At 50.8% G+C, this 25,229-nt stretch carries 18 protein-coding genes; 9 read left to right on the top strand and 9 right to left on the bottom strand.

The features are described from left to right. Nucleotides 1-4 precede the first annotated feature (4 nt). The 4 genes from def to B5X72_RS01170 form a co-directional block, all read right to left on the bottom strand. Nucleotides 5-1,261 (bottom strand): peptide deformylase, encoded by a 1,257-nt coding sequence (def, locus tag B5X72_RS01185; RefSeq protein ID WP_139378477.1) that lies wholly within the window; start codon nucleotides 1,259-1,261, stop codon nucleotides 5-7. Between the two features lie 8 nt (nucleotides 1,262-1,269). After that, a complete protein-coding gene (locus B5X72_RS01180) occupies nucleotides 1,270-2,985 on the bottom strand; it encodes a GMC oxidoreductase (protein WP_079714971.1) in 1,716 nt (571 codons plus the stop codon). Between the two features lie 32 nt (nucleotides 2,986-3,017). After that, nucleotides 3,018-3,533, bottom strand: coding sequence for a gluconate 2-dehydrogenase subunit 3 family protein (locus B5X72_RS01175; protein ID WP_079714970.1), 516 nt, complete (start codon nucleotides 3,531-3,533; stop codon nucleotides 3,018-3,020). A 204-nt stretch (nucleotides 3,534-3,737) separates the two neighbouring features. Beyond that, nucleotides 3,738-3,929 (bottom strand): cold-shock protein, encoded by a 192-nt coding sequence (locus tag B5X72_RS01170; RefSeq protein ID WP_079714969.1) that lies wholly within the window; start codon nucleotides 3,927-3,929, stop codon nucleotides 3,738-3,740. A 232-nt stretch (nucleotides 3,930-4,161) separates the two neighbouring features. On the opposite strand from B5X72_RS01170, the gene B5X72_RS01160 reads away from it, so the two are divergent. The 4 genes from B5X72_RS01160 to B5X72_RS01145 all read left to right on the top strand — a co-directional run bounded on the left by B5X72_RS01160 (nucleotide 4,162) and on the right by B5X72_RS01145 (nucleotide 14,938). Beyond that, nucleotides 4,162-10,227: an alpha-2-macroglobulin family protein gene (locus tag B5X72_RS01160; RefSeq protein WP_176146049.1), complete on the top strand. Its 6,066-nt coding sequence runs from the start codon at nucleotides 4,162-4,164 to the stop codon at nucleotides 10,225-10,227. An 82-nt stretch (nucleotides 10,228-10,309) separates the two neighbouring features. Further along, on the top strand, nucleotides 10,310-12,175 hold the full coding sequence (locus tag B5X72_RS01155) for a DNA topoisomerase IV subunit B (protein WP_079714966.1): 1,866 nt from the start codon (nucleotides 10,310-10,312) through the stop codon (nucleotides 12,173-12,175). A gap of 7 nt (nucleotides 12,176-12,182) precedes the next feature. Continuing rightward, nucleotides 12,183-13,025 carry a formyltetrahydrofolate deformylase gene (gene purU / locus B5X72_RS01150; RefSeq protein ID WP_079714965.1) on the top strand — a complete coding sequence of 281 codons (843 nt, stop codon included), beginning with the start codon at nucleotides 12,183-12,185 and terminating at the stop codon, nucleotides 13,023-13,025. 110 nt (nucleotides 13,026-13,135) lie between these two features. Further along, nucleotides 13,136-14,938: a hypothetical protein gene (locus B5X72_RS01145; RefSeq protein WP_079714964.1), complete on the top strand. Its 1,803-nt coding sequence runs from the start codon at nucleotides 13,136-13,138 to the stop codon at nucleotides 14,936-14,938. 16 nt (nucleotides 14,939-14,954) lie between these two features. Here B5X72_RS01145 and B5X72_RS01140 read toward each other — a convergent pair whose 3' ends face one another. From B5X72_RS01140 to B5X72_RS01130, 3 genes are read right to left on the bottom strand one after another with little or no spacing between them, the layout of a single operon-like run. Further along, entirely contained in the window at nucleotides 14,955-15,851 is an 897-nt protein-coding gene (locus B5X72_RS01140; protein WP_079714963.1) for a class I SAM-dependent methyltransferase, read from the bottom strand. Between the two features lie 29 nt (nucleotides 15,852-15,880). Then, on the bottom strand, nucleotides 15,881-16,633 hold the full coding sequence (locus tag B5X72_RS01135; RefSeq protein WP_079714962.1) for an ABC transporter ATP-binding protein: 753 nt from the start codon (nucleotides 16,631-16,633) through the stop codon (nucleotides 15,881-15,883). Nucleotides 16,634-16,654: 21 nt separating this feature from the next. After that, a complete protein-coding gene (locus B5X72_RS01130) occupies nucleotides 16,655-17,389 on the bottom strand; it encodes an MlaE family ABC transporter permease (protein WP_079714961.1) in 735 nt (244 codons plus the stop codon). Nucleotides 17,390-17,655: 266 nt separating this feature from the next. Between B5X72_RS01130 and B5X72_RS01125 the strand changes: the two genes are divergently transcribed. The 5 genes from B5X72_RS01125 to ispG are packed head-to-tail and all read left to right on the top strand — an operon-like array spanning nucleotide 17,656 to nucleotide 22,623. Continuing rightward, nucleotides 17,656-18,375 carry an SDR family oxidoreductase gene (locus B5X72_RS01125; protein ID WP_079714960.1) on the top strand — a complete coding sequence of 240 codons (720 nt, stop codon included), beginning with the start codon at nucleotides 17,656-17,658 and terminating at the stop codon, nucleotides 18,373-18,375. Between the two features lie 12 nt (nucleotides 18,376-18,387). Beyond that, nucleotides 18,388-18,972: a PspC domain-containing protein gene (locus tag B5X72_RS01120; RefSeq protein WP_176146048.1), complete on the top strand. Its 585-nt coding sequence runs from the start codon at nucleotides 18,388-18,390 to the stop codon at nucleotides 18,970-18,972. A gap of 9 nt (nucleotides 18,973-18,981) precedes the next feature. Next, complete coding sequence (locus tag B5X72_RS01115; RefSeq protein ID WP_079714958.1) at nucleotides 18,982-19,938, top strand: LiaI-LiaF-like domain-containing protein; 957 nt, start codon at nucleotides 18,982-18,984, stop codon at nucleotides 19,936-19,938. A gap of 3 nt (nucleotides 19,939-19,941) precedes the next feature. Further along, a complete protein-coding gene (locus B5X72_RS01110) occupies nucleotides 19,942-20,559 on the top strand; it encodes an RDD family protein (RefSeq protein ID WP_139378476.1) in 618 nt (205 codons plus the stop codon). A 54-nt stretch (nucleotides 20,560-20,613) separates the two neighbouring features. Beyond that, entirely contained in the window at nucleotides 20,614-22,623 is a 2,010-nt protein-coding gene (ispG, locus tag B5X72_RS01105; RefSeq protein ID WP_079714956.1) for a (E)-4-hydroxy-3-methylbut-2-enyl-diphosphate synthase, read from the top strand. An 85-nt stretch (nucleotides 22,624-22,708) separates the two neighbouring features. Here the strand turns inward: ispG and B5X72_RS01100 are convergent, their stop codons facing one another. Both B5X72_RS01100 and B5X72_RS01095 read right to left on the bottom strand, forming a co-directional pair. Then, nucleotides 22,709-23,212 (bottom strand): T9SS type A sorting domain-containing protein, encoded by a 504-nt coding sequence (locus tag B5X72_RS01100; RefSeq protein ID WP_079714955.1) that lies wholly within the window; start codon nucleotides 23,210-23,212, stop codon nucleotides 22,709-22,711. 250 nt (nucleotides 23,213-23,462) lie between these two features. Continuing rightward, entirely contained in the window at nucleotides 23,463-25,163 is a 1,701-nt protein-coding gene (locus tag B5X72_RS01095) for an amino acid permease (protein WP_079714954.1), read from the bottom strand. Nucleotides 25,164-25,229: the final 66 nt, after the last annotated feature.

The following is a 25,229-nucleotide window of genomic DNA, read 5'->3' as shown; positions in this document are numbered from 1 at the left end:
CAGGTTAGTGCGCTTGCTCCACGTATAGTTCGACCTCCTCGTTGACACGGTGGTAGGTCGCGGCTGCCTGCTCGGCCAATCGATCGGTAAAAAGGATACCATAAAGGTGGTCGGTTTCATGCTGGAAAATAACAGCTGTAAAGCCTTCTACCATTTCCTCATGCTCAGCTCCATCGATGTCCTGGTAAGTGAGGCGTATGGCGTAGTTGCGCAATACCTGACCCATGGTATCCGGGATGGAGAGGCACCCTTCCAGCCCCTTTCGCAGCAATTTGGACCGCCACGTGATTTTGGGATTCAGGTAGAGTTCGAATGGCTCGCCTGCCTTGTCGAAGCGCTGCACCCAAATCAGATTTCGGTTTATCCCAACCTGCGGCGCTGCAATGCCCACACCAGGATGCGTCGAATCTCTCACTGCCTGGTACATCCGCTTAGCCAATAACGGCACTAACCCGTCCTGCGGATCGATATCATCCGATAGGGCCTTGAGTATACGCCCCTCATCGGGCACGGTATCCTGAATGACGCGCAACAGTTGGGCGGTGTCTCCGGAGAGAATCAGGTTTCGCTCCGCTTCCGTCAAGGGGTTCGGCGGGCTATCGGGGCGTGGTCGTTGCTTCATGGGGCCAGTGTATTTTTTTTCGCCTGCGGGAATGGGTACCGGCAGGTTGTTCGCTTTGGGAGGTACCGGACAGCGATAGCCGCTGCTATATGCGCAGTAAGGGTTGTAGGCAAGATTAAAGTCGATAATGATATAACCGCCGTCTATATCCGAAACTGACAAATCAAGGTACCGCCCGCCACCATAGGTACCATCGCCATTCGTTGCATCGGTAAAGGGCAAAAACAGCTGATTCCGATAGGCGGGACTGACAAACAGATCGGCACTTCGATACATTGTCAATTCAAGCGGCTCGCCGTTTATCTCAAAGCGGGCCTTACCGTAACGCACATAAGCTTTACTCGTGCCGTCGGATGTAGGCATCCTAAACGGCTGCTCGCTATGGAGAAGCTCTACCGCCGCACGTACGCGATATGCGGCATCCGGTTTGTAATGGTGGAGATGCTGAGCATCCCCTTCGTTTAGCGGTGTGGAGGGATCCTTCAGAAAAGCGGCCACGCGGTTTTTCCGCAGCGTAAGGATGCTATCTCCATAGGTCTGCGCCTTGGACAGGCTTATGCAGCCAACAACCAACACCACAGCCCATGACACCTTACGTTGTAAGTACCTGCATTGCATGGCAAAATGAATCGTTGACATCGCTGGATCTATAAGTTTCCCTTTTTCAACTCGTTCACGGCGTGATCAACCGCTCGCGCCGTGAACGCCATATAGGTAAGTGTTGGGTTTTGGGTGGCTGTAGAGGTCATGCAAGCGCCGTCGGTCACGTAGACATTTTTGCACAGATGCAACTGATGCCATTTGTTTAACAGCGAGGTCTTCGGATCGTGACCCATGCGTACCCCACCCATTTCGTGGATGTCGTTGCCGGGCCGGCGATTGTCGTCTGCCGTTTGGATATTAGTAAAGCCGGCCGCTTCATACATCTCACTCATCTGATCGTAGTAGTCTTGGCGGCGCTGCCAATCGCTGTCATCGTAGGCTACCGAGATGTGCAAAAGCGGCACACCCCAGGCGTCTTTCTTATTGTTATCGAGCCACACGCGGTTGCTTTCCTTGGGGATGGTCTCCGCCATCATGTGCGAGTGAATCCGCCAGTTGCTGAGCGTTGGCTGCAACAGACCGTCTTTAAGGTTCGTGCCAACACCGCCGGTATCCCGCAGTTCTTGCCTGCTTGCGCCGAAGGCAGCAGCCCACCCGCGTAAGAAGTCCGTTTCCTGCCGCGTTACATTCCTGAAATTCGGGATGTAACCGCCGCCCGCCGGATTCCGGCCGTCGGTCTTGTATTGCAACAGCCCGTCGTACTCGGCACTGATCCGGGCCGTATAATTGTGAAAGGCAATATACTTGCCCAGCAACCCGTTGTCATTTCCCAACCCATTGGGGAAACGTTCGGAAACGGAATTCAGCAATATCAAATTGGTGTTTAAGGTTGAAGCATTGACAAAAATGACCTGGGCATAGAACTCCAGTTCGTCCTTGGTATTGGTATCGACTACTTTCACGCCGGTAGCTCTGCCTGTTTCCTTATCATACAGGATGGAATGCACAACCGAAAAGGGCCTCAAGGTAAGGTTACCTGTTTTCTGTGCCCAGGGCAAGGTAGACGAATTGGTGCTGAAATACCCGCCAAAGGGGCACCCGCGCTGGCATAAAGTACGATTTTGGCACTGTACGCGGCCTTGCTGAATATGAATAGGCTGTGGCTGGGACAGGTGGGCGCACCGGGCACTGATAACATGGCGTCCTTTATAGCGGTTATCTACGGTTTTCCGAAAATGGTCTTCTGCAGCATTAAGCGGGTAAGGTGGCAAAAACTCGCCATCGGGCAATGTGGCCACCCCGTCCTTATTGCCCGCTATGCCAACAAACCGCTCGACATAGCTATACCAGGGCGCAATATCGGCGTAACGTATCGGCCAATCGACCGCAAAGCCATCACGGGCCGGCCCCTCGAAGTCATACTCGCTCCATCGTTGCGTCTGGCGCGCCCAGAGCAGCGATTTTCCACCTACTTGATATCCCCGTAGCCAATCAAATTCTTTATCCTGGATATAGGGGTGTTCATCATCCTTCACAAAAAAATGCGCCGAATCTTCACGGTAGGCATAACAACGGTTGGCTATGGGATTCCGTTGCCTATCCTGAAAAGTCATTTCCCCCCGATGCTCAAGCTCATACGGGTAAAGGTTGGTCGTGGGATAATCCTTGACATGCACGACGTCACGCCCCCGCTCCAACACTAAGGTCTTCAAGCCTTTCTCAGTAAATTCCTTGGCGGCCCATCCGCCGCTGGCTCCGGATCCGATGACGATGGCATCAAATGTCCGGTCCTTCACACTATCTATCGCTATATTAGCCATGTGTTATTTCAGTTGTTTAGTTTGGTTTGGTGTCACACCGGGAAATATCCATTATACCTACCGGGGATCAACTCGTATTTTACCAGATTGGTCATGACGTATTGGGAGTTCATATATCCTTGGATGGTTCTGCGTTTGACCATGCCATAAAAAGATGTGAGCTCGTCGTCGCCACTATCAGCCACCTTGCTTAACAGCGCCGTACGTTGTTCAAGATCGGCCTCGGCAAAAGGCTTCCCCAATTCTTTTTGCGACCAATTTCTAAATGCCGCTAAGCCCTTGGTAAACGCCTGCTGATCGTCGGGACTGTGGCAATCGTCGACCATCTTGAGGACAAAAAAGTGCAATAACAGGTCTTTCCCTCCCGGATTGTCCGTGGCCGGAACCAATGTTTCCACCAATTCCTCCAACAGCCCTTCATCGGCTTCACTGATCGAAAGGTTAGCCAATGCTATGCTGGCCTTGCGCGATTCACGGAAGCACGCTGGAAGGACCATCGTGCCTCCGGCAATATATAACAATGTACGAACTGCCGCTCTACGATTCATAATAGCTGATCACTTTATTTTAGCCTTCAATAATACAAAATTTATTCGACATTATCCGCCAGGCCGTGGCGCAGACACATTTCGGATTTCGCCGTGGTGTTTCCGGTTCACGGCGGTCTTGTTCTACGTATTCGCCCATAAAAAAAGCTGCCTTGAGGGGCAGCTTCAACGAAAACCAATCGAATTGATTTGCTGGAATTTCCGTTAGATAAGCCTGACATTCACTGCGTTGGGGCCTTTTTTGCCTTTAGCAATCTCAAAAGACACATCGTCTTTCTCGCGGATCTTGTCAATCAGACCAGATACATGAACGAAAACATCCTCACCTCCACCTATGGGAGTGATAAATCCGAAACCTTTGGTCTCATTGAAGAATTTTACTACACCTTCTTGCATGGGTAATCTAAAAATAAAATTAAATAATGGCGAATGTATGCATTATTTGTGCCAAATATTGAATCTTATGCAATTCATTTTTTTTCGCCGCCAAATTACCGGCGCAGACCGGCGCGAAAAGACTTATGGATTTGGCATGCTTGTAGCATCTGTGTATCACAACGCGTCATTACAACATATCACACGTTATCGCTAAGTTTGCAAAGCAATGAGGGACTCTAATTCCAGTATCATGATTCGTAGCATATTCTTGTCATTCCTACTTTTTTCTACCATGGCCAGCATGGCACAACGCCCCCCCGAAACCACGTCAATCCAGCAAAAATGGCAACAAATCGATAGCCTTGTGCAAAAAGGCCGGCCGGAATCGGCAGCGGCAATTGCGCGGAAAATCTTGACCGAAGCACAAAAGGAAGGCCTCGCCCCTCATGCCATTAAAGCACAGCTCTTCTTGATGGGCGCGGATGAGCGTATTCAGGAAAATTCCACCATTCGTAATATCCAGCGTATTGATTCTATCATCCGGATCAGCGAGGGCGCCGAAAAAGCAATCTGGCAGAGCATCAATGCCGAATTGTATTGGCAATATTATCAACGCAACCGCTGGACCATTCTTGGCCGCACACCCATTGCCGGAGCTCCGCCGGCAGATATCTCCGTATGGGATGCAGGTACATTTATCGCCAAAGCGAGCGACTTGTACCAAGCGTCGATCCTGGACAGCGAACCACTGAAAGCTATACCGATAGCGCAATATGTGCCGCTCATTGCCGAAGGCGAAAATACACGGCATCTGCGGCCGACGCTGTATGATTTCCTCGCGTTCCGCGCGATCGCTTTTTTTGAAAACGAAGAAAAAGACATTACTCAACCGGCATATCAATTCCAGATTGACGGCACACTGTGGTTCGAACCGGTTGACCGCTTTGCCGAGGTCAAAGTAAACCCCGCGCAACCAGCTTCCTTGCATTTCCGCGCATTACACACTTATCAACAAGTGCTCGATTTTCATCGGCATGACGAACAGCCCGATGCACTCATCGACGCCGACCTTCATCGGCTGGCTTTTGTGCACCGATATTCCGTACATCCTCAAAAAGACAGCTTATACTTACGCGCGCTGACGTTGTTGGAACAGCGCTATCCGAACAACCCTGCGGCCGCGCAAGCGTCCTTTTCAATCATCCAATGGCTGTACAACAACCGGCTTCGCCATACTGAAGAAACAACGGATTTGCGCGTACTCAACAGAAGATTAGACACGCTGATTGCTCGTTTCCCCGGCTCGGAGGGCGCCGTGAACGCGACCAGGCTACGCCATGAACTGACCACGCCTTCCCTAAGTCTACAAACCGAAGAAGTGGTATTGCCCGCAGAAAATAGTAAAGCGTTGATAACCTATCGGAACCTCGATAAGGTCTACTTAAATCTGTATAGCATCACCCCACCGATAGACGCGAACCAGCGCCAGTTGAGTGATGCCGAACAAGCCGAAATACGCCAGAAACAGCCATTACGATCATGGGAGCAAGCCTTGCCAGCAGCAGCCGACCACGATGAACATCGCGCGGAGTTGAAAATCGAACCCCTGCCCGCCGGCTCGTATGTGTTGGTAGCTTCGGCCACACCGATATCGCAAACCTCGAAAAACATCGTACATGCGGCTCCATTCCAGGTGTCGTCACTAAGTGCGGTCACCAACACCGGTGCGGACGGCAATTGGTTGTTTGCCCTACACCGCAAATCGGGCATGCCGCTGCATGGAGCCAAGGTAGTCTATTGGACAAGCAACTGGAACAACGAGCGCAAAGCTTACCAACATACGAAGCTGGGGGAAACCACGACGGACGATACCGGCAAAGCTGCGATACCCGATGCGGGGACAAAGCAAGCTGCCCCATACGGCGCAAGCCATACACGGGTGACGGGGATTTCACTCATCCATCACGCAGACTCGCTCAAGCTGCCAGGCTATTATCACTTCACCAGAGACAACAACAAACAGCCTGAAAACCGTGAACATGCGTTTTTCTTCACCGACCGATCAATATACCGCCCAGGACAGTCCATTTACTTCAAAGGAATTTTGGTAGCATATAATACCGCAAACAAGATTTCTAATGTCTTACCCAATAAGCAAGCCAAGGTGACCCTTTACGATGTAAACGGGCAGGAAGTAACAACATTGGATGTAACGACGAATGACTACGGCTCTTTTTCAGGCCATTTCACCGCGCCTGAACATGGCCTCACCGGCCAGATGCGTCTGGGAAACGATCAGGGCTCGGCCTATTTTGCCGTTGAAGAATACAAACGGCCAAGATTTAAAGTCTCATTCGATACATTGAAGACCGGTATAGCCCTTAATCAGGAGGTTATGGTGAGCGGCAAGGCTCAGGCATATGCCGGGAACGCCGTAAGCGGGGCCGAAGTCCGCTATCGGGTGGTGCGGCGCGCCCGCTTCCCTTACTTCTGGACATTTTACCGTTGGGGGCAACCACATTCGCCTGATATGGAGATTGCCAGCGGGACATCGACTACCGATGCAGAAGGAACTTTTGACGTGGCTTTCACCACGATACCCGATAAGCAGCTTAATCCGGAGACATTCCCGGTATTTACCTACACGGTATATGCCGATGTGACGGATATCAACGGCGAGACACAGCGCAGCTCCATCGGTGTGAACGCGGGCTACCGATCCCTGCAATTGACGGCTTCGATCGATGAGCAGCTGGACCTGCATCAGCAGCAGCAACTGCACATTCATACCCAAAACCTCAATGGAATTCCTGCTCCGGCAGAAGTGGCCATCGCCGTCCGGCCGCTGCGCTTTCCGGGGAAGCTGTATCGCAAACGGCTCTGGGAAAAACCAGACCAGCACCTCATGAGCGAAGCGGAATTTCGCGCTGCCTTTCCCGATGATGAATATAACGATGAAGCCGACTACCTGCAATGGGCGCCCGGTGATACGTTGTGGTCGGCTTCGTTAAATACCGAAAAGACGAACATGGTGGAATTGCCCGCCAAGATTTGGAAACAGGAGGGTTGGCATGTCATTGAACTGACAACGTCTGATCCCCTGGGCAATGCCATCACCGAAAAGAAGTACATCTACGCGGTCGACACCGGCAAGCAAGCTCGGACACAGGCCAACCTGTTGGTGTTTAGCAATAAGACGTCGCTGAAACCTGGAGAGTCATTGCGGATAGCCGTAAAGACAGGTAGCGACAGCACTTACGTGTTGGAGACCGGTACGGACACTGCCCCGGCGATTACGGCTTTCTCCACTTCAAGGCTCATCGACCGCCGGATTTCGGAAAAAGATCGGGGTGGCATAGCATTCTCCTGGCTCTATGTATACAATAACCGCGTATACACGGCGTCTCAGCAGATTATGGTGCCCTGGTCCGATCGCGACCTCCACCTGGAATGGGCCACCCACCGGGACAAGCTGCTGCCCGGTGAAGCGGAAGAATGGCACCTGACGATTAAGGGCGATAAAAAGGAACAGGTAGCAGCGGAACTGCTGGCCGGACTTTATGACGCCTCACTTGATGCATTAAATCACCATCAATGGCATTGGAACACACTGAGGGAAACGACGTTTTTAACCAGCTATTGGAATACCAGTTCAGGATTCGGCCAATCGTTGGGTTCCGGCTGGCAGAACGACCTGCAAGCCCCCCTTCCCGACGGATATACCAAGCGCTATGATGAGCTTGACGGCCTGGCACGCTCCATTTATCCTGGTGGACGAATGGCCTTGCGCGGTATGGCCGGCGCCTTTGAAATGGCGGCGGCGCCTGCACTGCAGTCAAAAGCGGCTGACGGCGTAGCTGTCGAAGAAGTAGCAGCAGCCGGCCAAGAGCACACCATCGGCTATAGCGACAGCATTCCTGGCGAAGCTTCTCCCTCTCCGCAGGCTGAAGCGATTCCACTGCGCGCGAACCTCCAGGAAACTGCCTTCTTTTTCCCGCACTTGCAGACCGATGCTGAAGGTAATGTGTCCTTCAAATTCACCATGCCCGAGGCACTCACCGAATGGAAACTGATGGCTTTTGCCCATACCGCCGATTGGAAAACCGGTTACCTCGAAGGAAAGGTAAAAACCCAGAAAGATTTAATGGTGATGCCCAATTTACCTCGCTTCGTCCGGCAGGGCGATGCCGTCCGCATCAGCGCAAAAATAAGCAATGTCAGCGCTGTGGACCTCAAAGGCACAGCCAGCCTCGTGCTCCTGGACGCCACGACCTTTGAGCCGATAACGGGCTTGAGCGATACTATCCCGCCAAAGGACTTCGTTGTGAACGCCAATCAAAGCAGTACAGCAGATTGGATGCTGCACATCCCGGCAGACCTTTTCAACCCGATAGTCGTACGCGTCACCGCAAAGGCGGGCAATTTCACGGACGGCGAGGAACATACCTTACCGGTCCTTACGAATCGCATGTTGGTAACCGAAACATTGCCGTTGCCCATCCGAGGCAATGAAAGCCGGACTTTTGAACTGGAAAAGCTGCAACAGCCTGCAAGCGACACGCACACAAACCATGCGTTGACCGTGGAATTTACGGGCAACCCCGCTTGGTATGCCGTACAGGCGCTCCCCTACTTGATGGATTATCCGCTGGAATGTGCCGAGCAGGTCTTCAACCGGCTCTATGCAAATGCGCTGGCGGCCCACATCGTGGCCCAGGCACCGCGGGTGAAGGCTATCTTTGACCAATGGAAAGGAAGCGATACGACTGCCCTGCTTTCCAACCTGGAGAAAAACCAGGAGCTGAAATCGGCATTGCTTGAGGAGACACCGTGGGTCATGGAGGCGAAGGACGAAGGCGAACAAAAGCGGCGCATCGCACAGTTATTCGACAGCCACCAATTGGCGCAGGGGCTGCAGCAACATGCCGTTAAGCTGGCCGACATGCAGCTGCCCGATGGCAGCTTCCCATGGTTCCGCGGTATGCAGAGCGACCGCTACATCACACAGTACATCGCCACGGGAATTGCCCGCCTTCGGCACCTCGGTATAGCTGCTGCGCAATCGGAGGTGGTTGATGGAATACTTACCCGCGCGGTAGGTTTCCTTGATCGGCAACTCAAGGCTAATTACGACACGTTGCTGGCAAAAAAAGCCAACCTGGAAAGCCAGCACATTGCCCCTATCCACATTCAGCAGCTCTATTTACGGAGCCTGCTCAGCGACCTTGCGATCCCTACCGAAAGCCAGGCGGCATACGGCTACTATGCGTCACAGGCCGTGACGTACTGGCCGCAGTTCAACCCCTACTTAAAAGGCCAAGTGGCCCTTGTGCTGAGCCGTCGTGACAACGCTGGAGCCGCAGCCGAGATCATCACGTCCCTCCGCGAAACAGCGATAAACCACCCCGAACTCGGCATGTACTGGAAATCCATGCCTCGCGGATACTGGTGGCATGAAGCTCCGATAGAAGCACAGGCGTTGCTTATCGAAGCTTTTGGGGAGGTAGGCCGTGACACGAAAACCGTGGACGACCTGAAGGTGTGGCTGCTCAAGCAAAAACAAACACAGCACTGGAATACCACCAAGGCAACCGCTGACGCCATCTATGCCTTATTGCTCCAAGGCAGCGATTGGCTGGTGAATGAGCCAGCGGTGACCATCGCCCTTGGCAAAGAGACTATCCGTACCGCTGATGTCAGCACCGAGACCGGCACGGGCTATTTCAAAAAACGCTTCGATGGCGATGCCATAACGCCGGATATGGGCAAAATAACCGCAACGGTAAACAAGGCAACGAACGAAGGCGTGGCATGGGGTGCGGTGTACTGGCAATATTTCGAAGATCTCGATAAATTAAGCGCCACTGCCAACGCTCAGGAGGCGGGGACGCCACTAAGTCTACGTAAACAGCTTTTCATTGAACGGAATACGGCCCATGGCCCGGTGTTGGAGGAAATAAACGAAACCAATATGTTGCGCGTAGGCGACAAGGTCAACGTGCGCATTGAGCTGCGTGTAGACCGGGACATGGCTTATGTGCACCTGAAAGATATGCGGGCTGCTTGTTTTGAGCCCGCCAATGTGCTGAGCGGACACCGATACCAAGCTGGATTGGGGTACTACGAAAGCACGCGCGATGTGGCAACCAACTTTTTCTTCGACTACCTCCGGAAAGGCACTTATGTGTTTGAATACCCGGTGGTGGTATCACAAGCCGGTGATTTTTCCAACGGCGTCAGCACGATACAATGCTTATATGCACCGGAATTCGGCAGTCACAGTGCGGGGATACGGGTACGGGTGACCGGTGAGTGACAGGTGGCGGGATAAACAAAAATTGCGTAATATTGCAATGCGTAATCAACATGATTAATGGCTACGTAGGAAGTACTCACTTATGACAGCATACAACGAAGACAGCATACGCTCGCTAGACTGGAAGGAACACATCCGGCTGCGGCCCGGCATGTATATCGGTAAACTGGGCGACGGCTCAGCATATGATGATGGCATCTACGTACTGCTCAAGGAGGTAGTAGATAACTCCATTGACGAATTTGTGATGGGTGCGGGAAGGACGATCGAAATTTCCGTCAATGAACACAAAGTGGCTGTGCGCGACTATGGCCGGGGTATCCCACTGGGATCCGTGGTGGATGTGGTCTCGAAGATCAACACCGGCGGCAAATATGACAGCAAAGCTTTCCAAAAATCAGTGGGCCTCAACGGTGTAGGCACGAAGGCAGTGAATGCCCTGTCTACGTCATTCACGGTCCAATCTTACCGGGACGGAAAAACACGCATTGCCGAATTCAGCAAGGGCGAGCTTCTTAAGGACGAGGAAAAAACCACTACCCAACGCAATGGTACGGCAGTGACTTTCTATCCGGACGATAGCATCTTCAGGCATTACCACTACCGGCTGGAGTTTGTAGAAAACATGATCTGGAATTATGTTTTCCTTAATTCGGGGTTGACCATCAACTTCAACGGCAAAAAATTCGTCTCGGAAAATGGCCTTAAGGATCTCCTTGAACGTAATATCGATGCCGAATCGATGCGCTATCCCATCATCCACCTCCGGGGAGACGACATCGAAATAGCACTCACACACGGCCAGCAGTATGGAGAGGAATATTATTCCTTTGTCAATGGACAGCACACGACGCAAGGCGGCACCCACCAGGCGGCATTCCGGGAGGCGGTCGTGAAGACCGTGCGCGAGTTTTATAAAAAGGATTTCGACGCATCCGACATCCGCGCATCCATCATCGGTGCCATCGCGATTAAAGTGCAGGAGCCTGTTTTTGAATCGCAAACGAAGACCAAACTCGGTTCGCAGAATATCGGACCTGAAGGTCCGAGCGTACGGACATTCATCAACGACTTTGTCAAGAAGGCGCTTGACGATTACTTGCATAAATCGCCCGACACCGCTGATGCGCTGCTGAAACGTATCCTGCAATCTGAGCGCGAACGCAAAGACATCGCCGGTATCAAAAAGCTGGCTAATGAACGGGCAAAGAAAGCATCCTTGCACAATCGCAAACTACGGGACTGCAAAATCCATTACGGCGACAAACACGAACTCGCACAGGAAACGACCTTATTCATCACCGAGGGTGATTCAGCCAGTGGATCCATTACCAAATCGCGTGATGTGCTCACCCAGGCGGTATTCAGTCTCAAGGGCAAACCCTTAAACGCCTTTGGCCTCACCAAGAAGGTTGTGTATGAAAACGAAGAGTTCAACCTGCTGCAACATGCGCTTAACATCGAAGATGGACTGGATGGCCTGCGGTATAACAACATCGTCATTGCGACCGATGCCGATGTAGATGGTATGCATATCCGCTTGCTGCTGATGACCTTCTTCTTGCAGTTTTTCCCTGATTTGGTTAAGTCAGGGCATGTATCCATTTTGCAGACACCGCTATTCCGGGTGCGCAACAAGAAGGAAACCATCTATTGCTACAGCGATGAAGAACGCCAGCGTGCTATCTTAAAATTGGGCGGCAAGCCGGAAATCACCCGTTTCAAAGGATTAGGGGAAATTTCACCGGTGGAGTTTGGGCTGTTTATCGGCAAGGATATGCGGCTCGATCCCGTCATCCTTTCGAAAGACCAGAAGATAATCCAGTTGCTTGAATACTACATGGGCAAAAACACGCCGGACAGGCAGCGCCATATTGTAGACAACCTGCGCATCGAGATAGATATTGCCGAAGAGCAGAAAACAGCTGCAGCGGAATTGGTGGCCTGAAACGGAAATGACAAATCAAACCCTCATCCTCATTCAATGCCGTGATGCTGTTGGGCTGGTGGCACTCATTGCCAATACGGTAGCGGAGCATCAGCTCAATATCGTAACCATGCGCGAATACGTGGACGAGGCAGCCAATCGTTTTTACGTGCGCATTGTATGCGCTGGAAAAGCCAATGATAATGAGCAACTGGCATACGACTTAACGGCCGCATTGCCACAAGGGGCCACCGTGACCGTAAACCCTCCGCAACAAAAACGGCTGGCCGTACTGGTCACCAAAGAACACCATTGCCTTGGCGATATCATTGTCCGGCATTTCTTCGGCACCCTGGGCGCCGAAGTCTGCTGCGTGGCAGGCAATTACAACGACCTCAGCACATTTACCAAACGCTTTGGCATCCCTTTCCATCATGTAAGCCATGAAGGGAAAAGCAAAGAACAGTTTGAAGCTGAAATCGCCCATACGCTTGAGCCTTATCAGCCCGACTATGTCGTACTCGCGAAATTCATGCGTATCCTCTCGCCGGAATTTGTGGCCCGGTACCCCGGCCGGATCATCAACATCCACCACTCTTTCCTGCCTGCATTCATCGGAGCTAATCCCTACAAGCAAGCGCACGCACGCGGCGTCAAACTTATCGGGGCAACAGCCCACTTCGTTACAAATGACTTGGATGAAGGCCCCATCATCGCGCAGGACATCAAGCCTGTCAATCACAGCCATACCGTAAAGGATATGGTAAGGGCGGGGAAAGAAGTGGAAAAATCAGTATTAAGCAAAGCGCTTGCACTGGTCATCGAAGATCGCGTGATCATCACGGGCAATAAAACAGTGGTATTCGAATAAATCCGTGTAAGCTTCCCCAAAAAAATAATAGCAGTCACTTTTTTCTATTACGCTAATTACGAAAAGGCAACCAGAATATCGTGTACTTTGCCGCTGTATAGGTAACACTCATGACGCATTCCTTCCATATTCCCGTACTGGGACTGGCTTTTTCCATCGACACCCCACTTAAGGTGGCCCATTATGGTATTTCTTCCGTGGTTTCCATCGTTGACGACGAACTTATCGAACGGATGCGGCGGTTCCACTGCCAACAATCCGGAATACCCTATCTCGCCATCAATAAAAAGACGCCTGATTCGCGGGCGCTACGTATTACGGCATACCTTGACTTAATCGACGACTTGGTTACTCGCCGCACGAATTTAGTAAAACAGCAATCTTTCGAAGACGGCACGGATATCCAGCGGTATTTCACGTGGCTGCCGAATCACTCCAAACTTAAAACGGTCTACCGTGCCATGCTTCGGGAACAAGATGAGCGGCAGAAAAAACAGCTGCAGGAGGTGCTGCGCGCGTACGTGAAGCCGGGTGCCGTGGACGTCAACATCATGGCCAAGGTCGACAAATTAAACTTCGCAGATAATGGCTACCCCTTGGATGAAAAATATACGGATGCGATGGCAGCCTTACGGGGAGCGGCCAACAGCAAACTGTGCACCTCGGTGGTACTTTCGGCGGGAATGAATCCAAAGCTCTATACATACTTGAGCGAATTTCCCGATTTCATGCCCGACAAGACGGGAAAATTGAAAAAGCGGATTATCCTTAAAGTAAGTGACTATCGATCGGCACTGATACAGGCCAAATTTCTTGCCAAGAAAGGCCTGTGGGTCTCGGAGTTTCGTATTGAGTCTGGGCTCAACTGCGGCGGACATGCCTTTGCGACCGAAGGTTTTCTCTTAGGTCCGATACTGGAAGAGTTTAAAGCGAAAAAAGAACAGCTCCTCGCCGAACTGGCTGAACTGTATACCGAGCGTATCTCCGCCCTCGGCAAACAGCACCAAGGGGTTCCCCCAACACGTTTTACGGTACAGGGGGGCATTGGCACGGCGGCAGAACACCATTTCCTGTTGCACTATTACGAACTGGATGGCGCTGGATGGGGGAGCCCCTTCCTGCTGGTACCTGAAGCTACAACCGTCGATGACGACACGCTGGCTAAACTGGTGCAGGCAGACCATGAAGATTTTTACGTCAGCGGGGCTTCCCCGTTAGGTGTCCCCTTCAATAATTTCAGGAAAAGCCCAGCCGAACAGCTGCGCATGGAGCGCATAGCGGTCAATCGTCCGGGTAGCCCCTGCACGAAAAAGTACCTGGTATCCAATACCGAATTTACCGACAGGCCCATCTGCACCGCATCGAGGCAATATCAAAGCAGAAAAATAAAACAATTGAAGGCGATGGACCTCCCACCTGGCGAATACATCCGCCAATTAGATGCCGTGATGGAAAAAACCTGCCTCTGTGACGGTCTTGCCGCCAGTGCATACGTCAAAAACAACCTGCTTAAACCCAGGGAAAACAGTGCCGTTGCGATCTGCCCTGGGCCAAACCTTGCCTGGTTCAACCGCACGTATACGCTGGAGGAAATGATTAACCACATTTATGGGCGTACAAATCTGCTCGAACATGCGCCGCAGCGCCCCAACCTCTTCATCAATGAACTGAATCTCTATATCCAGCATATTAAAAAATTCATTGAAGACAACTGCTATGACATAACTGGCAAAAAAGAACAATATGTGGCAAGATTCAAAGCTCGGCTAAACGAAGGGATTGCTTATTATGAAAAGCTGTTTGACTATGCCGGAAACATCACCGCTGTCTTTTCACCAGCTATGCACCGCCATCTGGAACAGGCTAAACTGCAATGCGCATTCATCCAATCGAAAGAAACCACATGCCCTTGAAACCGCGCCGGTATCGTTAGCCCACGGTCCGGAATTTACCAAAAACACCTAAGGGCAGCTTACTGCCGGCGGTCGCTTGTAAATACAGTTCGCCGGTTTCTAGATTTTGTACAGTCGGCATCGCCGATTTGATCAGATTTTCTACGATTACGGAGGAGAAGCCCAACGAGTAGGTGTTTAAAATCAGGAAGTGCTCATTCGGATCCAAAAGGCCAACCACATCGCGCATCATCTCGGCAATGTGATCTTCCAGTTTCCACTTTTCTCCTTTCGGGCCATGGCCATAAGCCGGGGGGTCAAGGATGATACCATGATAGCGGTTGCCCCGTTTCAGTTCCCGCTTCACAAATTTCAGCGCATCCTCTACGACCCAGCGGATATTTGACAGCCCCGACAGTTCCTGGTTTTCATTTGCCCAGGTAACCACTTGCTTGATGGAATCTACGTGCGTTGTATCAGCTCCCGCGGCACGGGCTACCAGCGAGGCACCGCCGGTATAGGCAAACAGGTTGAGCACTTTGGGCTGCTTGGTCTGGAATGCCCTGATGGTATCAGCGATGTAGTCCCAGTTGACCGCCTGCTCGGGAAAAATCCCTACGTGCTTGAATGAGGTAAGCCCCAGCCGAAACTTGACGGCCACATCGTTATTCCGATAGCTGACGTGCCAGCGGTCGGGCAATCCGGGGCGTTTCTTATGCCAGTCGCCGCTCGTGGCGGACCGACCCTTGAAACGGATGTCGTGTCGCCGAGTCCATTCCGCTTCCGGCAGCCCCTTGGGCCATACGGCCTGGGGCTCCGGCCTAATCAATATCATATTGCCAAAACGTTCGAGCTTTTCAAAATCGCCGCAATCAATAAGCTCGTAGTCTTCCCAATGTTGCGGGGTCAGGAGTTGGATGCTGTTTACAGACAAGGTAAAAATTTTTGCTGCAAAGATAACGATTAAAACCGCTCTTTGGCCACCTTCATAAATGGGCTAGCGAAAACAAAATTATTTAGTTCTTCCACGTCCGAATGGGCAATTTCCTTATTTGACCCCTCCCACCATTTTTGGCCTTTATACAAGAAGAGGATATAATCTCCAATGCCCATCACGGAGTTCATGTCATGCGTAACCACGACGGTTGTGCATTGATATTCCTCCGTAAGTTCAGCTATCAGCTCATCAATGAGAATGGCTGTTTCGGGATCAAGCCCTGAGTTGGGTTCGTCCACAAAAAGATATTTCGGACTCATACTGATGGCACGGGCAATCCCCACACGTTTTTTCATCCCTCCGGACAGCTCCGCAGGGTACAGCTTGTTGCGGCCGGCAAGGTTGACGCGCTCCAAGCAAAAATTTGCCCGCTCGATCTTCTCCGCCCGGCTCATATCGGTAAACATCTCCAACGAGAAGATGATGTTCTGCTCGACGGTCATAGAATCAAACAAGGCAGAATTCTGAAACAGCATGCCGATTTCTTTTCGAATCGGTATGCGATCTTCGAAATTCATCCGTGTAAAATCCTGGTCTTGATAAAGCACCTTCCCCTGTTCGGGGCTGTGCAACCCCACCATACATTTCAACAGTGTACTTTTGCCTGAGCCGGACCCCCCGATGATCAGGCTGATTTTTCCTGCTTCGAATTTGGCATCTATCCCCCTCAGGACGTGGTTGTCGCCGAACGACTTGTGGATATTCTGAACTTCAATCATATAACATAACTGGATAATTGGTTAAAGCATCAAGGCCGTAACGATATAGTCCATCACCAAAATAGCGATACAACTGATGACTACCCCCCGGGTGCTGGCTTGCCCCACTTCCAACGCGCCTCCGCGCACATAAAACCCTTTAAATGCGGATACCGAGGTGATGACAAATCCGAACACAAATGCCTTAACCAGGGCCACGGCTACCGTATAACCGATAAATCCGTCTGTGATCCCACTGATATAATCGGCCGGCGTGACTGCGCCGGACAACGCGCCCCCTACCAAACCGCCCGTCAACGCGAGAAAAATAGATATAATAACCAACACCGGAATCATGGTGATACCAGCCAAAATTTTAGGCAGAATCAGGTATCCCGGTGCATTGATACCCATGATTTCCAGTGCATCGATTTGCTCGGTCACGCGCATGGATCCGATTTGCGATGAGATGGACGAACCGACCTTCCCTGCAAGCACCAACGCCGTGATCGTAGGGCTCAATTCCAATATGCTCGAATCACGATTGATCTGCCCGATGACCGAGTTCGGAATCAAGTCCGAGACCAGCTGGAAGGCAATCTGCATGGTCATTACAGCGCCCACGAACGTAGAAATAATGGCTATTAATCCAAGTGACCCCACCCCTATTTCATTCATTTCATGAATAATCTCCTTCCAGTAAATCCGCCATTTTTCGGGCCGCCTGAAGACCGATTTTAATAGCAAGAGGTATTGTCCAAAGTAAGTAAAAAACATAAAAACAACCTTATGTATACTGAATATACGCGTAAAACTCCGGTTAAAGATACCCATTTTACGCGTATCAACGAAACTGCGCAAGCCACTGCTCAAAATGAGGCCTATGAACAGACATGTTGCTGCCGTCAACCAATGAACTTCCTCGCCGCTAAATCAGCCCGATGCAATGAAACCTGCTTGAGCTACCACTCAAAAATTAAGCCTGCCGTTGTTGGCCTTCTCGTGGATAAACTTCTTAACTTTGACGTTAGATACACAGCGATATGGCTACACTCATCAATCAAAAGGCTTTAATTACCGGGGCTACAAAAGGCATGGGCCTTGCTATTGCGGAAAAACTCGCCAGCCTGGGCTGCCATTTACTGCTCGCTGCGCGTGACCGCCGGGCACTCGATGCGCTCAAAACAACGCTGGAACAAGAACATCCCACCATTCAGGTGCAGTGCTTGGCCTGCGACTTTTCCGATAGCGCCGAACTCAAGCGGCTTATACAATGGATGGAGCATACCGCACCGGATCTGGATATCCTTATCAACAATGTCGGTATATTCCGCCCCGTATCGTTATTCGAGGAATCGGAGGAAGACTTCGAATTGCAGATGCTTATCAACTATCACACGCCCCACCTGTTGTCACGCGCAGCAGGGCGGAATATGCAAAAAAACCATAAAGGCCATATCTTTAATATCAGCTCTATCGCCAGCAGGAAGCCCGTTGCTTCTGCCGCCACCTATACTGTAACAAAATATGCGGTAATGGGTCTAACTCATGTGTTGCGGGAAGCGCTGAGGCCGTACGGCGTGAAGGTAACCGAGATTATTCCCGGTTCGACGTTGACATCCTCCTGGGAGGGCACCACGGTTGCTGCGGATCGGTTTGTGCTGCCAACGGACATCGCTGACGCGATCGCCTCCTGTCTCCAGATGAGTGATGGAGCCAACGTGGATGAAATCGTGGTAACACCAAAATTTGGTAACATTTAAAATGACATGACGATGGAAAAGAGACTTCAACGGATACCGCACGAGGGCGCTATTGCCGGTGTTTGTGCAGGCTTGGGTGCCTACTTTGCTGTTGATAAGACATGGTTTAGGCTTGCCTTTGTCATCAGTGTTTTCTTTTCGGGATATATTGGCCTGGGGCTACTGGGACCAATCGTCTACATCGTCCTGTGGATTGTCCTTCCAGTAAAGGTATTTTCGTTGCCCAAAGATCCATTTGATGTGGACTATCGGGCGCCTCAAAATCCTGAAACGGCCGGTGACGCTTACAACTACACCAGCGGATACGGCTGGAACCCGATGGATAAGCCAGCCGGGAGACTACCAAAGGACAGGTATATCGCCGGCTTGATCCTCTTGTCTGTCGGTTTGTTTTTTCTCCTGCATCAACTCGGTGTGTTCCGGTGGCATGACTTTGCGCGCTATTGGCCCGTATTGCTCATTATTATGGGAATAGGCAGCATCGTCAGTGCATTCAACGATAAAAAACCTACCGTTCCTCATGAACAGGAACATGGACATCAGCAGCAGCCCGAATCGCCTTCGGACGACGACTCTGCACATTCTTACACCAAATAAGCACAGGTCATGAATAAAGAAAAATTGAGTTGGGGGCTCATCCTATTGTTTGTAGGAAGCGTCTTGTTACTGGATAACCTGAATGTTATCAACTTCTATTGGCGATCTGTCTTTAGCATGTGGCCGGTTATCCTGATCATCATCGGCGTCAACCTGCTGGTGCCGAAGCAGGGCATCGGCAATGCCATTTCCATCGTTGTAACCGTTGCCGCATTAACGTTCCTCGCTTATCGTGGCACGTTCCACCCGCGTCATGATTGGTGGGCATTCAACAATCAGGATTGGCGCATCGAACGGGAATCGCCGGCTAACAAAAATAAAACACGCCGCGAGAAATCAAGCGGCACGTTTACGCACGAATATGACAGCGCCATTACAACGGCCCGTCTTCATATCCGTGGTGGCGCGGTCGAATACGAGATCGACGGCTCCACCGACAAGCTCTTCAGCGCAGAGGCCACCAGTACGATAGGAGCACATCAGCTGGAAACATCCACCACAGGCTCAAACGCCGATCTAATCTTCAGAATGCAAGACAGCCGGAAAGGCTCCTGGAATCTCAACGGCGATGAAAACTGGGCAAAAATAAGCCTCAATCGCAATCCGGTATGGGACATCGATCTGGAGATGGGCGCCGGTTCGGCCGAATTTGATCTGACGGAATACAAGGTGGCCAATCTTAAGTTTAAAGGCGGCGCCGCATCCATCGAGGCCAAACTGGGCATGCCGTTGAGAGAAACGACAATCGCTACGGAATCGGGCGTATCCAGCATCGAAATCGAAATACCGAAGGCGGCGGCATGCCGAATCGTCACGAAATCTGGACTTTCTTCCCGGGATTTCCCGGACTTTATCAAACAAAGCGACGGTTCTTACATCACGGAAGGCTATGAGCAAGCCGAAAACAAGTTTCAGATAAATCTACAAGGGGGGCTAAGTTCCTTCACGGTAAAACGCTACGACTAACCTTTGGATACATTGTTAGGCCAATATGAAGTTGTCATCCACGGGAAACCGCAAGGGCCATTTACCCTGGATGAATTGCGGGGCATGAACCTCCGCCCTACCGACTTTGTGAAACCCGCAGGTCACCCGGAATTTAAGGAACTCCGCGAATTTGCCGAGCTATCCAAATTACTTGGCGTGAAACATCAGACCACACAACCGCAATATTTCGCATCGCTGGATATGCGGTTGCTTTCTACCGCCATTGATTATTTTATCGCTTTCTGTATTTATGCTGTGCTCGCCGCGATATACCTTGGCGGCACGGCCAATGCAAAGGAAAGTGTCCCCACATTGCTGGTCGGCCTTGTACTGGTCCCCGTTTTTAAATTTGTGCTCTGCGTTATCACAGAAGGTTCTCAAAAGCACGCTTCCATTGGCAAAATGCTTATCGGCATCAAAGTCACGGATGAGCAAGGGCGACCGATTGGTTATGGGAAAGCCCTCTTGCGAAACCTGGCCAAAATAGTTGGCGTAGTGACGCTTGGCATTGGTTTTTTCACAGGCTTCCTGGATCGCAGGCAGCAATGCCTGCATGACAAGATCGCCGGCACGTTGGTCATCAAGGACAGGCTGATTTGAGCTGGATTGCGTTCCGTAATTGTTGCAATTTATCCCTAACTTTGTAATCCGAAGATGGATATGAAAATTGGAAATACGCTACCCGGGGGCTATTGCAACTCGCTGACGGAATATTCAAGATGGCGCACACGTGAGGTGACCATTGGTGACGTGCCTATGGGTGGAGACAATCCCATCCGCATCCAGAGCATGACCACGGTGGATACCATGGATACCATCGGATCGGTGGAGCAAACCATCCGCATGGTAGATGCAGGCTGCGAGTATGTCCGCATCACCGCGCCGAGCATTAAGGAGGCCCATAACCTTGCCGAAATCAAAAAAGAATTGCGCAGGCGGGGTTACCATGTACCTTTGGTGGCCGACATTCATTTTACGCCGAATGCCGCCGAGGTGGCGGCCCGCATCGTAGAAAAAGTTCGCATCAATCCCGGCAACTATGCGGACAAGAAGAAATTTGACCAACTGAGCTATACGCAAACCGCTTATCAAGCCGAATTGGAACGGATATATGCCAAATTCGCGCCATTGGTAAAGATCTGCAAGGAATACGGCACCGCCATGCGCATTGGTACCAACCATGGTTCGCTATCAGACCGCATCATGAGCCATTATGGCGATACGCCGGAAGGCATGGTGGAATCCGCCATGGAATTTATACGAATCTGCGAGGATTTGCACTATTACAACCTCGTCATCTCCATGAAGTCCAGCAATCCTCAGATCATGGTGCGTGCATATCGGCTATTGGTAGAGAAAATGGTAGCAGAGGGGATGAACTACCCGCTACACCTCGGTGTCACCGAAGCAGGAGATGGAGAAGATGGGCGTATTAAATCTGCGGTAGGTATCGGCACATTGCTTGAAGATGGATTAGGAGACACCGTCCGGGTGTCACTTACCGAGGAGCCTGAATTTGAAGCCCCCGTGGCAATCGCATTGGTCAATCGGTACAAAGCTCGGCAAACAACATCGAGCGTTCAGAAACCACTGGATATCGGACAGCGCCCCCACCCATCCCCTTTACCCGCGCCCTATGTGGCGGCTGAGGTCAATGCGTTTATCGGCAGTTCAATCGTGCCTCGGGTGGTTGTCGATATTTCACGCAAAAACCTGAAAGACCCTACCATCCTCTCCGACGTCGGATACAAATACGATATACTGCTCGATAAGTACCACATGGGAGAACAGTCGGTTGACTTTGTGTACCTGGCCGATAACCTACCCTCTTTTAGCATGCCAGGCAACCTTAAGCAGCTGTATGATTACCAAACATGGCTGACCATCAAGAACAAGGCGAATATCCACCCGGTATATACGTTGGGCGAATTTATTGAGGCCGATCTCCGAGACGCAAACCTCAATTTGGTACGGATAAGCCGCCGTGATCTAAGCACCCCCCTATTTGAGGCGCTGCCTTTGGATAAGACGGTTGTCTTCGTGCTGGAAACCGACGAACCACATGGTATGGCTGATCAACGTTTGTTTTTCTCGATGCTATCTGAGTTGGGCCTTGAAAATCCCATCATCATCCGGCGCCAATATCCAGCACCGGAATTTTCCGGCCCGCAAAACAACCTCATGGATCCGGAAGAGCCCTTATCTAAGCTACAACTTTATGCAGCCACTGATATCGGCGGACTACTGGTTGACGGCATGGGCAACGGTGTGTGGATAGATGCCCCTACCATCCCGACGGACAAACTGGTATCCGCATCTTTTGCTATCTTGCAAGCGACACGATCCCGTATTTCCAAAACGGAATATATCTCCTGTCCAAGTTGCGGCCGCACGCTGTTTGACCTGCAAGAAACCACCCAAATGATACGGAGCCGCACAAACCACCTCAAAGGTCTGAAGATTGGCATTATGGGATGTATCGTGAACGGACCCGGCGAAATGGCCGATGCCGACTACGGTTATGTAGGCGCTGGACCAGGAAAAGTCACCCTGTACCGGGGCAAAGAGGTCGTCAAACGCAACGTCAGCTCGGCCGATGCACTTGATGAGCTGATCGAAATCATACGCGAAGACGGCCGCTGGATAGACCCTGAAATAAAATAAGGAAGGCGGGTGCAAGCGGAGGTGTAGCGGAGACGCTAGATTGCTACGATTATTTCACAACAAATATTTCACAACAAAGCTATACTTACAATACCGAAATACGCTTCACAACGGTTTCAGCCCCTGCAGACACGCGGATAAAATAGAATCCGTTTGTCAATTTGTTATTGGTTTCGAAAACGTGGTTTTGCGGCCCGGCATCCAGTTCTTGGTTAAGCAATGTCATGACCTCATTGCCCAATGCGTCCATGACCTTGATCGATACGGAACTTTGCTTACCCAGCCTATAAGAGAGGCTGATCTGGTCCACAACAGGATTGGGAAATACCTTTACCCCACTAAGCAGCTTTTCATCCTGCGCGTTGTTGGTCCGAAAGGGAAAAAAACTCTTAAACGATGAAAAAAACGACCGTTGTACACGTCTTTCCGCTGAAGCCTCCAGTGCAGCCATCCGCGCCCCACTATTTTTTACGCGGCTACTATCAACCGCAGCAATAGCCGAAGGCGCTTGTGCAGCGTCCGAACGCTCAACGAGTGCCGTAGTGCATACTGTTAATATGACAATTATGTAGTGTAAATACTTCCTCATATGGTATCTGGTTCAAAAAAGGTGCTGCGCTCAAATTTAAGTTTAAATCATCCCCACCCTTTCAAGTAATACAAAGGTAGAAGAAAGTGCCCAATACACACAGGCCAATGTATAACTTTTTCATTAATTTAACAATTTTTAACACGTTAGGACGTTAAGGCCGCGACTTCGATAATCGCTTGTTATTGGGTGTAACAACGTAAAACAAATTTAGTTTTATAAAAAACAAAAAAATCGTTGGACCGCCGCATCAGGGTGTCGCATTCTCCATCTTGTTGAGTTTGGAATGCTTATAACCATAGCCAAAATACACCAACAACCCAACGCCCAACCACGCGATGAAAATGATCCAATTGCTCGCGCCAAGTTGAGCCATGAGGTATAGGTTTACGAGGATTCCTGCGACAGGCAATAATGAGAACCGATAGATATAGCCCATGACACACAAAACTACCCAAACCAGCCAAAACACAATCGTAAGCATCTTGTGTTCAAGCATATCTCGCCATGATAATTGACGCCATTCTGCAATGGTATCTTGGCCAAAGATATAAACACCATAGACAGCCAGCAACAACCCGATCGTAATGAGGTAGCGTCCGTTGATATAAGGCACCTTGAATTTGGATTGCTTAGAAATGCCGGAATAGTCCATATACAAAACACCCGCACACACCAAGATGAAGGCGAAAAATGTACCTACGCTTGTCAAATCGACAAAGAAGTCCATTTTAAAGAATAACGCCGGTATCGCGACCATAAGCCCAGTAATAATGGTCGCGAAAGATGGTGTTTTATATTTGGGATGTATTTGCGCAAATCGCTTCCAGAGCAAGCCATCGCGGCTCATTGTCATCCATATCCGCGGCTGCGCAAGTTGGAAAACCAACAGCGCGCTGGTGATGGCCACCACAGAAGTGACCGATACGATGCCGGCCATATAATCCATCCCCACATATTCAAATACATAGGCCAACGGATCCTTTACGTTCAATTCGGTATAGTTTACCATACCCGTCAATACCAGCGTAATCAAAATATACAGCACAGCACAGATCAGCAGGCACAGAATCATTGCCCTGGGCAAATCGCGCTGGGGGTTCTTGCATTCTTCGGCCGTGGTGGATATGGAGTCAAACCCGATAAAGGCAAAAAATACGGCAGCAACCCCACTTAATACCCCCCCCACGCCATTGGGAGCGAAAGGCGTCCAGTTCTCAGGCCTCACAAAAAACACACCGCCGAAAATTACAAACAAAATCACGCCGATCTTGATAGCCACCATGATGTTGCTGGCGGTCCTGGATTCTTTTATACCAATGTAAACCAACCAGGTAACCAAAAAAGTAATGAGTCCGGCCGGCAAGTCAAATATGATCGGAATGTCCCCTATTCGTGGAGCATGCTCATAAGCTAATGCTGCAGTCTGTTCTATTTTAGAGAGTGATTCTATCCCCTGTTCCTGCACTTTTGCATAGGCCTCCGAAGCATAAGCCGGCGCCATCGTAAGCCATCCCGGCAGGCGGATGCCAAAGCCGGCCAACATGCTTACAAAATATTGCGACCAGGAAATGGCTACCACCATATTGGACACCGCATACTCCAGAATAAGCGCCCAACCGATAATCCAGGCAAACAGCTCGCCAAATGCCACATACGCGTAGGTATACGCGCTCCCGGATACGGGAACCGTACTAGCAAACTGCGCATAAGCCAATGCTGTGAACACACAGGCTACGGCTACGAAAACAAACAGTAGCGAAACAGCAGGTCCGCCATTGAAGCTCGCTAATCCTATCGTGCTAAAAATTCCCGCTCCCACGATGGCCGCTATCCCCAATGACACCAAGTCACGAACGCCCAGCACCTTGGCCAACTCACCGGACTTTGCGGACTGGGCGGAGGCTAAAATATGTTCTACTGTTTTTTTGCGGAAAAGTCTGTTTGCCATACACGGGTAACTCCTTGGGTTTGGTTGATCGCCAACCGGCCAAACTTATGAAAAAATTTTAGGATA

The organism is Parapedobacter luteus (assembly GCF_900168055.1).
Lineage (GTDB): Bacteria > Bacteroidota > Bacteroidia > Sphingobacteriales > Sphingobacteriaceae > Parapedobacter > Parapedobacter luteus.
Note: the sequence above shows the minus strand (reverse complement) of the source record. Positions and strands in the feature narration are given on the sequence as shown.

What these genes read in the sequence shown, in the direction of transcription:
- B5X72_RS01155 (WP_079714966.1), top strand. Translation starts at nt 10,310, where the DNA reads ATGACAGCATACAACGAAGACAGCATACGCTCGCTAGACTGGAAGGAA.
- def (WP_139378477.1), bottom strand. Translation starts at nt 1,261, where the DNA reads ATGTCAACGATTCATTTTGCCATGCAATGCAGGTACTTACAACGTAAG.
- B5X72_RS01180 (WP_079714971.1), bottom strand. Translation starts at nt 2,985, where the DNA reads ATGGCTAATATAGCGATAGATAGTGTGAAGGACCGGACATTTGATGCC.
- B5X72_RS01125 (WP_079714960.1), top strand. Translation starts at nt 17,656, where the DNA reads ATGGCTACACTCATCAATCAAAAGGCTTTAATTACCGGGGCTACAAAA.
- B5X72_RS01170 (WP_079714969.1), bottom strand. Translation starts at nt 3,929, where the DNA reads ATGCAAGAAGGTGTAGTAAAATTCTTCAATGAGACCAAAGGTTTCGGA.
- B5X72_RS01130 (WP_079714961.1), bottom strand. Translation starts at nt 17,389, where the DNA reads ATGTTTTTTACTTACTTTGGACAATACCTCTTGCTATTAAAATCGGTC.
- B5X72_RS01115 (WP_079714958.1), top strand. Translation starts at nt 18,982, where the DNA reads ATGAATAAAGAAAAATTGAGTTGGGGGCTCATCCTATTGTTTGTAGGA.
- B5X72_RS01160 (WP_176146049.1), top strand. Translation starts at nt 4,162, where the DNA reads ATGATTCGTAGCATATTCTTGTCATTCCTACTTTTTTCTACCATGGCC.
- purU (WP_079714965.1), top strand. Translation starts at nt 12,183, where the DNA reads ATGACAAATCAAACCCTCATCCTCATTCAATGCCGTGATGCTGTTGGG.
- B5X72_RS01145 (WP_079714964.1), top strand. Translation starts at nt 13,136, where the DNA reads ATGACGCATTCCTTCCATATTCCCGTACTGGGACTGGCTTTTTCCATC.
- B5X72_RS01100 (WP_079714955.1), bottom strand. Translation starts at nt 23,212, where the DNA reads ATGAGGAAGTATTTACACTACATAATTGTCATATTAACAGTATGCACT.
- B5X72_RS01135 (WP_079714962.1), bottom strand. Translation starts at nt 16,633, where the DNA reads ATGATTGAAGTTCAGAATATCCACAAGTCGTTCGGCGACAACCACGTC.
- B5X72_RS01095 (WP_079714954.1), bottom strand. Translation starts at nt 25,163, where the DNA reads ATGGCAAACAGACTTTTCCGCAAAAAAACAGTAGAACATATTTTAGCC.
- ispG (WP_079714956.1), top strand. Translation starts at nt 20,614, where the DNA reads ATGGATATGAAAATTGGAAATACGCTACCCGGGGGCTATTGCAACTCG.
- B5X72_RS01175 (WP_079714970.1), bottom strand. Translation starts at nt 3,533, where the DNA reads ATGAATCGTAGAGCGGCAGTTCGTACATTGTTATATATTGCCGGAGGC.
- B5X72_RS01120 (WP_176146048.1), top strand. Translation starts at nt 18,388, where the DNA reads ATGGAAAAGAGACTTCAACGGATACCGCACGAGGGCGCTATTGCCGGT.